This window comes from Colwellia echini (genome assembly GCF_002843355.2).
GTDB classification, from domain to species: domain Bacteria; phylum Pseudomonadota; class Gammaproteobacteria; order Enterobacterales; family Alteromonadaceae; genus Colwellia; species Colwellia echini.
This window is the reverse complement of the sequence record NZ_PJAI02000011.1, coordinates 60,684-73,107: the sequence shown is the minus strand read 5'-3', so window position 1 is coordinate 73,107 and position 12,424 is coordinate 60,684. Positions and strand designations below refer to the sequence as shown.

General features: G+C 36.8%; 9 protein-coding genes. 6 read left to right on the top strand and 3 right to left on the bottom strand.

The annotated features are described in order from the left end of the window. Positions 1–20 precede the first annotated feature (20 nt). The gene (locus CWS31_RS10930; RefSeq protein ID WP_246143487.1) at positions 21–1,073 is read right to left on the bottom strand and encodes a methyltransferase; all 1,053 of its coding nucleotides are present in this window, start codon (positions 1,071–1,073) and stop codon (positions 21–23) included. Positions 1,074–1,472: 399 nt separating this feature from the next. Between CWS31_RS10930 and CWS31_RS10925 the strand changes: the two genes are divergently transcribed. The 3 genes from CWS31_RS10925 (at position 1,473) to CWS31_RS10915 (ending at position 5,024) form a co-directional block, all read left to right on the top strand. Further along, complete coding sequence (locus CWS31_RS10925; RefSeq protein WP_101345355.1) at positions 1,473–2,222, top strand: 2,3,4,5-tetrahydropyridine-2,6-dicarboxylate N-succinyltransferase; 750 nt, start codon at positions 1,473–1,475, stop codon at positions 2,220–2,222. Between the two features lie 244 nt (positions 2,223–2,466). After that, positions 2,467–3,723, top strand: coding sequence for a PLP-dependent decarboxylase (locus CWS31_RS10920; RefSeq protein ID WP_101345356.1), 1,257 nt, complete (start codon positions 2,467–2,469; stop codon positions 3,721–3,723). Positions 3,724–3,824: 101 nt separating this feature from the next. Next, a complete protein-coding gene (locus CWS31_RS10915; RefSeq protein WP_101345357.1) occupies positions 3,825–5,024 on the top strand; it encodes a succinylglutamate desuccinylase/aspartoacylase family protein in 1,200 nt (399 codons plus the stop codon). A gap of 104 nt (positions 5,025–5,128) precedes the next feature. On the opposite strand, the gene traF is transcribed toward CWS31_RS10915, so the two are convergent. Next, positions 5,129–6,418: a conjugal transfer protein TraF gene (traF, locus tag CWS31_RS10910; RefSeq protein ID WP_101345358.1), complete on the bottom strand. Its 1,290-nt coding sequence runs from the start codon at positions 6,416–6,418 to the stop codon at positions 5,129–5,131. Between the two features lie 277 nt (positions 6,419–6,695). On the opposite strand from traF, the gene CWS31_RS10905 reads away from it, so the two are divergent. Together CWS31_RS10905 and CWS31_RS10900 are read left to right on the top strand one after the other, a co-directional pair. After that, on the top strand, positions 6,696–6,998 hold the full coding sequence (locus tag CWS31_RS10905) for a hypothetical protein (RefSeq protein WP_148747759.1): 303 nt from the start codon (positions 6,696–6,698) through the stop codon (positions 6,996–6,998). Positions 6,999–7,238: 240 nt separating this feature from the next. Further along, the gene (locus tag CWS31_RS10900; protein WP_246143485.1) at positions 7,239–9,698 is read left to right on the top strand and encodes a TonB-dependent receptor; all 2,460 of its coding nucleotides are present in this window, start codon (positions 7,239–7,241) and stop codon (positions 9,696–9,698) included. A gap of 170 nt (positions 9,699–9,868) precedes the next feature. On the opposite strand, the gene CWS31_RS10895 is transcribed toward CWS31_RS10900, so the two are convergent. Continuing rightward, entirely contained in the window at positions 9,869–10,759 is an 891-nt protein-coding gene (locus CWS31_RS10895; protein ID WP_101345361.1) for a CvfB family protein, read from the bottom strand. 436 nt (positions 10,760–11,195) lie between these two features. Between CWS31_RS10895 and CWS31_RS10890 the strand changes: the two genes are divergently transcribed. Further along, entirely contained in the window at positions 11,196–12,422 is a 1,227-nt protein-coding gene (locus CWS31_RS10890) for an efflux RND transporter periplasmic adaptor subunit (protein ID WP_101345362.1), read from the top strand. The last annotated feature ends 2 nt before the right edge of the window (positions 12,423–12,424 follow it).

Genomic DNA, 12,424 nt, shown 5'->3' with positions numbered 1-12,424 from the left:
GCCAATAAATTATCCCTTAATTACCTTGATAATAGCTGAGCATGATAAATAGTAAACCCTTTATCTTTAGTGATAATACTCGTATTACCTATATGTGCTTGCATAATCGGCTGATAACGTAAGAAACTATTGGCGACAATAATGATATTTCCACGCGGAGCTAACTTTTTATTTATGCCTGTTAAAAAGTCTTCGCTGGCTTGATAATGAGTTTTAATGCCTTGATGAAACGGTGGGTTTGACACTACGTGCTGATATTGTTCGTTAACATCAGATAAACTGTTTGACGCAAATACCTGCCCAGTTAAACCGTTTAAACTTAAACTTTCTTGTGCAGAAGTTAATGCTAGCGCACTCACATCAAGTAATGATAATTCTGTATTGGTAAATTTCTTACCAATAAAACAACTTATTACGCCTGTACCACAACCAAAATCTAGTACCTTACCTGACATATTATTGGTTAAATTATTCAGGAGTAATTCGGTGCCAACATCCAATTTTTGCTGACTGAAAACACCGGGTAATGAAGCAATTTTTAACTCAATACCGTCAACAGTAATTTGATATTGCGTAAACCAGTCTTGCAGAGTAAATGTTGTAGATAATTTTTCAGGTTGAAATAAACCTACATAAAGTAGGCAGTGGCGCGCCGCATCTTCTTTTCGGCAACACAATAAAATACTTTTTGTTAATTTTTCAACCGATTGAATTCCGCCTTTTTTCTCGCCAACGAACAATATTTTGGTTTTTTCATCTATACAATGAGCAATCATAGCAAGAGTGAAGTTAAGCTCGGCTTTACTTTTAGGAAAAGCGATTATGACTAAGTCGTGATAGATAGTTACTTGATAGTGACTTGAAAATGTTGTTTTTATTTTATTACCGTATTTCAGATTAAGGGCTTGATAGTCAATAAAGTTGGTATTGAAACAGTGAATGCTTTTAGGGGCATGAAGTTCAATATAAGCATCAATAAAACCATCTTCAGGTAAATTAATAAGTAATGGGGTTTGTGCGCTAAGTAATTCGCTATTTCGTAATAATAATTGGCTAGGATTTGATAAAGACATAAGAGACAAGGCAATAAATAGAAAAATAAAGATTATGCCCATTCTACGGGAATTAAGTATAAGCGAATAGGCTTATTTTACGTGGTATTAATTGTGCCGAAGTTAAAAAAATGGTTAAATAGCGCCCGTCATTAATTCCTATTAAATCACCCTAATAGGTTCTATAGGTGAAGAGTTTCAGATTATTGTACCGTAGTTATTATATATTTACCTTAGGTAGGCATTTACTACATTGTAAGTAATAGAAACTCCACACTAAAATATTTAGTTTTATCAATTAACTAGTGTATATGTTCATTCCAACAGAATCATAAATGTTCAAGTGGGTTGAGTATCAATATACGATTGGAAAAACTGACTATCAATTTTTATAAAATTTTCAGATAATCGGAGTAATAAATGGACTGGCAAGATGTTATAGCGCAGTTAGAAGCGGGTACTTTACGAGCGGCAAACCAAGATGAAGCCGGTAACTGGCATGCAAATGTTGAAGTAAAACAAGGCATTTTAGCTGCATTTAAAGCAGGTGAAAACATCTCTTTTGGCGACAACTATTTAGGTTTTGTTGATAAACATAACTTACCAGCTCGTCAATTTTCACCTGAAGACGGCGTACGTTTAGTGCCTGGTGGTTCATCAGTACGCGCTGGCGCTCATGTTGCTAAAGGCGTAATCATCATGCCACCAGCATATATCAACGTTGGTGCTTTTGTTGATAGCGGTACTATGGTTGATAGCCATGCGTTAATCGGTTCATGTGCACAAGTAGGTAAAAACGTTCACGTTTCTGCTGCTGTACAAATTGGTGGTGTTTTAGAGCCAATTGGCGCTAGCCCAGTAATTATCGAAGATAACGCTTTCTTAAGTGCAGGTGTTGTTATCGTTGAAGGTATTGTTGTGAAAAAAGGTGCAGTATTAGCACCAGGCGTATCACTTTCTAAATCTGTGCCTGTATATGACTGTGTTAACCAAGTTATGCGTGAAAAAGGTGCTGAAATTCCAGAAAACGCTATTGTTGTTCCTGGTACTCGCCCAGTTAAAGGCGAATGGGCAGAAGCGCAAGGCTTAAACATGGCTTGTGCATTAATCGTTAAATACCGCGATGAGCAAAGTGATGCTGCCCTAGAACTAGAGTCAATTCTAAGATAATTACTAGGGGTAAATAACCTCGTCGTTGTAAAGCTCAACTTATGCGGCAAAAGTACTCATTGACATGCGTCAATTCCGTGCTTTTTTCTTTAATTTGAACTGTACAACTTAGATGTTATTTACCCCTGAATTGATTCCCTTTCGTTTACTGTTTTATATTGAGAGTTTAAATTAATCAAGACGTTAAACGAAAGAGAATGTACACACTATTTCACCAATTCAGAGCAACATAAAGAATCCTATCATGACAACTTCCACTTGGTTTGACAGCAGTATTGAAAACGCCTTAGTTCAACATCAATCACCTGAAGATGAACAAGCTTATTTTGTGTATAACTTAGACGCACTTAAAGAGCATTTAGCTAGGTTACAGCAGCAAGATGTAATTAAGTTATGGTTTGCAGTGAAAGCGAACCCGTTGTCAAAAATTATTCAAACCTTAGATAGCGTTGGATTCAACTTTGATGTTGCTAGTACGGGGGAATTAAACCAAGTATTAGCGCAAGGTATTAACCCTAACCGTGTATTGAACACTGGCCCTGCAAAAACTAAAAAACAGTTGGCTGCTTTTGTTAAAAAAGGTGTTAACACATTTGTGGTAGAAAGCTTAAACCAATTAACTTGGTTAAATGAAGTGATTGAAGAGCAAGCGGCTGACTCTGGGTCAATTAGTGATGCTGAAAAGCCACAAGTTCTATTGCGTGTACAACTGCAATGGGACGAAGGCGAGAAGAACCCACTTGGCGGCAACAGCTTAACGCCTTTTGGTTTATCGGTTGCACAGTGGCAAAGTATTCATGTTGATAACTTCCCAGCGTTAAATCTATGTGGTTTACATATTTTCCAATGGGGCAATATGCTGAGTAATGAAAAAATGTTTTCATTATGGTCACAAATGGTAGCACCATTAACTGAACTTGCTAATAGCATAGGCATGACTTTGGATGTACTCGATTTAGGTGGCGGTTTAGGCATAGATTATTTAGGCGAAGGTAACATCTTATCTTGGGATAAAATTATTGAAGATTTAGCTGTTATTAAGGCTAATGCCGGCGTGAAAGAGTTATGGCTTGAGCTTGGCCGTTTCGCGGTAGCTGAATGCGGTTATTATGTGGTGCCAGTTGTTGATAGAAAAATAAACTACGGACAAGAGCAGTTAGTACTTGCTGCAGGTATTAATCATATTATTCGCCCTGCAATTACCGACCAACCTTTCCCAGTACGTATTTTACGCGAAAATTTTGATGAGCAAAATACGCCGATGGAGAAATTTGATCTGCATGGGCCGTTATGTACTAGCATGGATAAATTGGGGCATTTATCTTTACCGTCTAATACAGCAGTTGGCGAAAGGTTAGTCTTTGGTTACACAGGCGCTTATGGTTTTACCGAAAGCATGCCATTTTTCCTGTGTCATGAATTAGCTGCTGAATATGTATTTCAAGCGGGTAAATTAATTGAAGTAAGAGCAGCAAAACCTGCATCTTCTTACTTGGCTTAACATTAAGCTTCACTTGTAAAGTTAGTTATTAAATTCGTCATTAACTTTGTTATTAAATAGGCTAATAGTTACTAAAGCTAGTAACTGCGAGAAATACAATTATGAATACCTTTACTAAAGAAATAATGTCTGTTGGTGAAATGGCCTGTGGCACTAAACTGACAGTACCTGTTTTTTCATTTAAAGCTGAAGAAAATAGCTCAGAAGATAACTTATCAGCAGTGAATACTGCAGAGCAAAGCATTGCACCGAATGTTTATATACAAGCGAATATGCATGGTGCTGAAGTACAAGGTAATGCAGTTATTTTTCAATTACTTGAATTACTACAGCATAGTGAACTTAAGGCTAATATTACTTTAGTACCTTATGCTAACCCTATTGGTAATAGCCATAAAAGTGGCGAGTATACCTTAGGTCGTTTTGATCCAATTACCGGTGAAAACTGGAATCGTATGTACCACTTCGATCAAAGTATTATTAAACCTTTTGCTGAGCAACACCTTACCTCGAGTGAAGAAGAGATCAAAGCTAGGTTTGAGCAACTTGTAGCTGAGCAAATTGATGCTAAGTTAGCGCCTTCTGTGTGGGGCTTATCAACAGGTCAACGCATTGCTTATCAATTGCAGCGTTTAGCGCATAAAGCCGACATTGTTTTAGATTTACATACAGGGCCTATTTCGAGCAAACATTTGTATTGTGCTGAGTATTCAAAAGCGAGCGCAAAGTATTTCAATATTGAACACACGTTACTTATTCCTAATGGCTTTGATGGCGCTATGGATGAAGCTAATTTTTGTCCGTGGTGGTATTTACAAGAGGCTTTTGTTGATTTAGGTCGTGATTTTACTATGGGGCAGGGCATTTTTGATAAAGAAGCTTACACTGTTGAACTTGGCTCACAAGAGCAAATTGATTTAGACGTAGCCAAAGAAGATGCCCGTGATTTGCTTACTTATTTACAATATAAAGGTGCAATTGGCGGCAGTGAATATCAACCCAAAGAAATGACACGTTATGCTTGTCATCTTAAAGACTATAAAACCTATTATGCGCCGATGGGCGGAATGGTTGACTATCTTGCTGGTTTTGGTAAGCCGCTTGCTGCAGGTGAGCCATTAGCAAGAATTTTAAGAATGGATGTTTATGGTGATAGTAGTATTAATAAGGAGAATGAAAGTAAGGCATTACACTATGTATCATTGGATCAAACCGTTCTACCTATTTTGCATTTCGCTTCAGCGAATGTTACTCAAGGCTCAGAATTGTATAAAGTATTTACCAATTACTTTGAGTTTTAACTTAAGCTCTTAGGTTCTAGGTTCTAGGTTCTAGGTTCTAGGTTCTAGAGGTTTAGGTGCTAGGTTTAACTCCTAGCACCGAATAGCTAGCTTCAAGGAGTTGATTATAACTTCAAGCTTAGCTGTAACGCGCCACCTATTGTATCGTTATCACCAGCGAAGGCTGCAAAATCTACCGCAAAAACATCCCAAGGTGAAATACCAATACCGGCAGTGTATATGTTTTCTTCAACATCATTTAAATCAGCACGGTAACCTAAACGAAATTGAAAATGTTCATATAAACGAAACTCTGCCCCAATACCTGCAAACTTTGAAGCTTGTAAATTTTCAAAGCCTTCTCTGTCAGTTAAGTCTATTTCTGTTGCTAGGCTAACCCAAGTATTTTGATAACTTAAGCCTAAGGTTGCGCTGCTGTCTAAATCAAAACTAACATTCTGTTCAGGAAGAAGTACTGATTGTCCCATTAAATTATTTAGCACTAAAGCTGCAGTCCATTGGCGCTCGTCACCCCAAGAAGTGTACATACCTAAGTCAACATTCGTCCCACTTTGATCTGTTAGGTTATCGTCTGTGGTTAAATCGTAATCATCGTCATCAAAATCACTAACCGCGGCTTTATTATAATAAAGGTCAATGCGTTGATATTTTAATTTTGCGCCAATACTCAAGTCATAGTTAGCATGATTAATAACAGGATAAGCAGCCATAAAGCCTACTTCGGCAATAGAGTAACCTGCGGCTAATGTTGATGAATCAAGGTCATCTAAGTTAAGGTTACAATTAGCGTTATTAACAGAGTCGATACAATTATTAATCGCGTTATCTAATACGTTTTCATCGTCTTGGTTATAATCGACAAAACCACCATAACGGCCATATTGATTGGTAAATAACCCGAGGCTGAGATATTTGTTTGGAATAATAACTTGTAAATTTAAGCCATTACTAACACGAACGATTTTCTCATCAATCTCATTGAAATCATCAACAATAACATCTACTTGCTCATACAAACTGTCATAATAAGCTTGTTTTTGAGCATCATTTTGAAAATTTTGGTATGGAAGATCATTAATCTCATCAACGAGATCGTCAAGATCATCCACTACATCGCCAAGCGTTTCGATAACTTTATATTCAGAGCCTATAGCACCTAAGTTTAACGAAAGAAAAACATCGTCATCATCGTCAAACTTAGTTAATAATGCAGGGTTACTTAACGATGAAGTAAAGTCTTGAGTTATTCCTGTAAAACCTTGACCAGCGCGTTTAGCGGTAAAGCTTTCAGCGTAACTTGGTAATGAAATTGCCATTAATGGCAGTAATAAAAGGGCATTTTTAATTGCTCTTGCGCTAGTTTTTAGTGGGTGAGGTGTTGCCGCAGGGCTCATATATATATCCTTGTAATGTTAAATATTGAAACAAATTATAACACTTTAGTTGTACAGTTGAACAATATTGCACAGCATTTATTAGCGTTTTACGGTGAGGTAAATATTCAAATACAAGAGTAGTATAGTGCAGGGGCTTTATTTCAGAGATGTTTTTTGATGTAAATTTACAATATTGCTAATTTACATCATATGAACGAAAGTCATCACCTTATGATTGAAGCTTGTAATTAAATGTTATATTATAACATTTAATTCCTCGGTGATATGTCAAGTCATGCTAAAAAATAAACAATTGATTCAAAGTGCTATAATACTACTGCTCTTTTGTACGACATTTTTTGCGCACAGTGGTCATTACGACGTACCAGGGACACCAGAAAAATCGATGTCGTTCGATCAGCACGACTGTCATTTATGTCAACAAAGCATTGATACACCAACAAAAATACCAGCTGTTTTTCCTGTATTTCAAGACGTATATAGCGTTAATAAAGTTATCACAACTTTTCCTCTTTTTAGCTTTCAAGCTTATATTTTTCCTCGTTTAAGAGCACCGCCAACATTTTATATTGTTTAAGTTTCGGTGCTAGATTATTTATCTGGCAATTGAACTTATTGTGTTCATTTACTATTAATTAGAAATTTAAACAATATCAACGATTTTTATTATTAAGAGCAGTGCTAAATAATAGCAGCGTCATTAATAATGCACCTTTTAAATTAGTTATCTCTATATTTACTGTTTATAGAGAAATAACTTAACGTTTTTTCAGAATATCTTGTCGGAAAATTAATTATGTATTCCAGGGTAAATAAAGTGAGCTTTACAGCTCACGTAAAATATTTTTTTAAAGCAACAGCTAGCTTTAGTTGTTTGTTATGGTTAACCTTATTGTTTTTTAGCTCAAATGTTTTTGCCAAACAGATATCAGGAGTTGTAGTAAATGAACAAGGTGAACCTATTGATAATGCCGCTATACAAATAGACCATGATACAACTAAAGTATTCACCAACGCCCAAGGTGAATTCAGTTTTACAGATGTTAAGGAAGGTAAAGTAGAACTGCATATAAGCTCTAAAAAGTACAGCCATAAAAATCAAACCGTTACGGTGACGGCTGATGAAATTAGTAAGGTAAATGTAGTTTTATTTAAATCGGTGATGGAAGTGGTTGATGTATATGCAACACCACTGCATGCCTCTTCTATTGAGTCAGCGTTACCTATTAATGTGGTCAGTGCTGATGAATTAAAAATGAAACAAGCAGCGACTTTAGGTGAGACTTTAAAAAATGAAGTGGGTATCAACTCAAGTTATTATGGCCCAGTGTCAAGCACACCGGTTATTCGAGGTTTAGATGGCCCGAGAGTACTTATTACGCAAAATGGTTTAGATGTAGGTGATGCGTCACGTGTCGGTCCTGATCATGTTGTTGCCGCTGAAACAACAACGGCAACGCAAATTGAAGTATTACGTGGTCCAGCAACATTATTTTATGGTAGTGGCGCTATTGGTGGGGTGGTTAACATTGTTGACGGTCGTGTGCCAACTAGCAGCGATACTGAAGTCGATTACTTGTTACAATATAACGATGTATCTAATGAAAGACAGGCCTCAGCAAATCTGCAAACTGGAACTGAAGATGTTGCCTTTCATGTTGATGGTTATTGGCGTGATTCTAAAGACTATAAGCTTGCTGGACCTGCAGAAACAGAAGATGAAGAAGGTGGTTACGATGAATCAGCAGACTATAAATTAGCAAATAGTTCTTCAACAGGTAATGGCGCAACGTTTGGCTCGAGCTATTTACTTGATAATGGTTTTATCGGCCTTTCATATGGCTTTATGAATCGTGAATATGGCATACCTGGTCATAGCCATGCTGGGCATGATCACGACCACGATGATGATGACCATGCAGATGAACATAGTGATGAAGAAGAGCATGCCGAGGAAGAGGTTTATGCCAAAATGCATCAAGACAGATGGCAAATGCTAGGTGAGTATAACTTTGAGCAAGGTTTTATCACTAAAGTAGCTGGCAAATTTGCATATAGTGATTATAATCATCAAGAGATAGAAGAAGGTTTTGTTGGTACAACATTCACCAATAAAAGTACTGAAGCACGTCTTGATTTATATCATCAAAACTACTTTGATTGGCAAGGCGCTTGGACAGTTCATTATAAGAACTCAGATTTTGCCGCACAGGGTGAAGAAGCATTTTCTCCGCCATCTAAATCAACAATGTTGGCACTTGCTTGGTTAGAAGAAAAACATTTTGGCTCCGTCTTATTACAATTAGGTGCAAGGCTAGAGCAAGTTAACATTGATGTAGAAGACAGTATTGTTGGCTTTGAAGGAGATCATGACGACCATGATGATCATGGCGATGACCATGACAACATGTTAGCTTCATTTGACACTCAAGACTTTACACCTATTAGTGCTTCTACAGGCTTAGTTTGGGATTACCAAGAAGGCTATAATATTGGCATGTCATTGGCATTTTCACAACGTGCACCTTCAGCAGGTGAATTGTTTTCATTCGGCCCGCATATAGGTACAAACACCTTTGAAGTAGGGGCAGGGTTTGATATTCACGAAGAAGATGGAGAAATACATGTTGAAAGCCCAGAGCAAGCACCAAGGGTTGAAACATCATTAAATTTTGATCTGACTTTCCGTAAGTTTAATGGTGACTTTGGCTATGTATTAAGTGCCTTTTATAATCAAATTGATGATTACTATTATCAAAATAATACCGGCTTATTTTATCACGATGACCATGTTGACACAGCTGAGCATGAAGGTGCTTTACCTATCTACATTTATCAGCAAGAAGACGTGGTAATGTATGGTGGTGAAGCCGAGTTTATCTATCAAGTAACATCAGGTTTTACCGCAACAGTATTTTCTGATTATATAAGAGCTCGTTTAGTAAACGCAGAGGTTAACGATAATTTACCACGTATCCCGCCATTACGACTTGGTGGTATATTAGATTATCAAGCAGAGTCGTTTGATACTGAGCTAAGCTTTACGCATTACTTTGCGCAAGATGATATTGCAGAGCGTGAAACAAGTACCGATAGTTATACTATGGTTGATGCTTATTTTAATTATTATATCGATGGCATTGGCGATGATTTTATCGTGTATATTAAAGGTCAAAATTTAGCGAATGTACATGCGAGAGTGCATACTTCATTCCTTAAAGATGTTGCTCCATTACCAGCGCGTAATATCAGTGTGGGTATTCGTGGTAGCTTTTAACTTTTACAACGATATTTTTAATAAAATTTAATCGCTATAAAAAAGGGTCTGTAACAATGTTACAGACCCTTTCATTAAAACCGTCAACGTATTTCAGGACGAGACACTAATTCAATTTTACTCTTTCAAGTTCAACTCCATTCTTTCAAGTTCAACTTAAATGTCACGAATTAAACTAATTTAATCCCTTCTTTTACTAACTCAATTTTACCGTTTTTCAGTAAATTACCTACAGTCGCTTTGAAGGTTTTTTTACTCACGCCTAATGTTCTTTGAATTAATTCAGGAGCACTTTTATCATTTAATGGCGTAATGCCACCACGGTCGGCAATATGCGCTAATAACTTTTCAGAAAAATCATTAACCTTATTTTTACTGCCACGCGATAAAATCAGATCTATGCGACCATCTTCACGGACTTGTTTGATATATCCAATCATTTGTTTACCAACACGTAAATGTTGGAAAATCTCATTTTCGTAGAGTAGCCCCCAATGCAAATCATTAATAATAGCCTTGTAACCTAAATCAGTTTGTCCGCCTATAATTAAGTTAACTTTATCACCTGTTTGGTAATCTGCTGGCCAAATATCAATAAACTTATCAAGCTTACTTGAGGCAGCAATACGGTCTGTACTTTGATCAAGATATACGCGAACTAGGTAATATTTACCTACTTCCATTTCGGTATGTTGTTGATTATAAGGTACTAATAAATCTTTAGGTAAACCCCAATCTAGAAAAGCGCCCATTTTATTGACTTGTACAACTTTTAACGAAACAAACTCACCTACCTGTGCAAGAGGCGTTGTTGTTGTAGCTACAAGTCGATCAGCAGAATCAACATAAAGAAATACCTTAAGTAAATCACCGACTTTACAAGCTTCTGGTAAATAACGTTTAGGTAGTAATATCTCACCTAGCTCACCGGCATTTAAATAAGCACCGTTGTCCATAAGGGCAATAACTTTAAGGTTATTAAATTTACCAATTTGTGCATGTGTGGTGAGCTGAATAGCTTGCTGTTCAGTATTTTTCTCGGATGTTCGTTGATCAGTCATGTGAAGGCCGTAGGAGAATTTTTCATTATTAATTTTAGCTATTATAGCTTATTCAATTGCGTATACCCAACGATTTAACGGAGCTTACACAGCTACCAAAAAGTTAACATGATAATGTAATTTATAAATAACCTAAAAAATGGTTAAAATAACTAAAATGTTATTTAAATAGTTATTCTGTTAAGTGACTGATGTAATGTTCTTAGCTTATAATTGGTGAATTATTTAACTAATACTTAATAACACTCAATGAAAAATAAATTTAAATCACTGATTAATAAGATATTTAAGTTTAAACAGTATTAAATGAAATATTTAATACTAATATGGTGTGTATCTTGTAATAGCAAATACATACCATATTAAGCGTCAGTAAATAATACTCATAGAACATAACAGCTTGTTCGCATCTACAATAAAAATATAAGGGATTATAGTGGTTACTAAAAAACAAATTATCTTACCTCTCGTTATCTTAATCATTGGCGCTGCAGCCATGGTTGGTTTTACTAGTTTGAAAAAACCACCAGCAGAAAAACCACTAGAAGATAACAGACCTATTGTTGAGGTAAGTGAGGTATCAATAACGCCTTTAGTCTTAGAGGTTAAATCACATGGCGTTGTTAATGCTAAATATGAAACCGAATTGGTCGCTCAAGTCAGTGGCGAGGTGGTTGAATTAAGTGATGCTTTTCTTCGCGGTAGTTTTATAAAGAAGAATCAATTATTGGCGCGTATTGATCCTAATGATTATCAAGCAGCATTAATTGAAGCGCAAGCCGCGATGGCCACCGCAAGAGCGGCACTTGAAACTGAAGTAGCACAAGGTAAAGTCGCAGAGCGTGAATGGCAAAAAATAACAACTTCGTCACCAACTGAGCTAAGTTTACGTAAACCACAGCTTGCCCAAGAGCTTGCTCGTGTTAAAGCAGCACAAGCCGCAGTATTACGTGCAAAGCGTAATTTAGAACGAACAGAAATAAGAGCACCTTATGATGCGATGATCAATAGCCGTAATATTGGCTTAGGAACTTTTGTGGCAATGGGTACTAAGATAGGCCATTTGTTGGCAACCGATACCGCAGAAGTTCGTTTACCTGTGGCTGATAATCAACTTGAATTTTTAGCCAACCAAGGCGTTAACAGTAAAGTGATTTTGCTGGGAAATTTTGCCGGCAAAGAAACACAATGGAATGCAACAATAAGTCGTAGTGAAGGTGTTATCGATAACAAAAGCCGTATGAGCTACTTAGTTGCCGAGTTTGATGATCCTTATTTATTAAGCGCAACTAAAACAGCAAGCAATGTACAGTCACCTCTACGTTTTGGTAGTTATGTTAATGCTAAAATTATTGGTTATACACTACCTCAAGCTACTATGGTTCCTCGTTACTTAGTCAACAATGGGAAAATAGCTATTCTCGCTGGTGATTCAAGCTTGCACTATGCAGCCATTGATATTGTTCGCGAGCAAGATAGTAATGTTATTGTTTCCAAAGGATTAGCCGATGGTGATCGGTTAATTATTTCTGCCTTAGACTACCCCGTTGACGGTATGAAACTTAAATTGTCGGATGAAATAATTGCCACTGCCGAAGTGACTGATGCCGATACTGATAATAAGCAAGCCGCAATCACAGCTGTGCAAGATTCAGGAGAGTAACA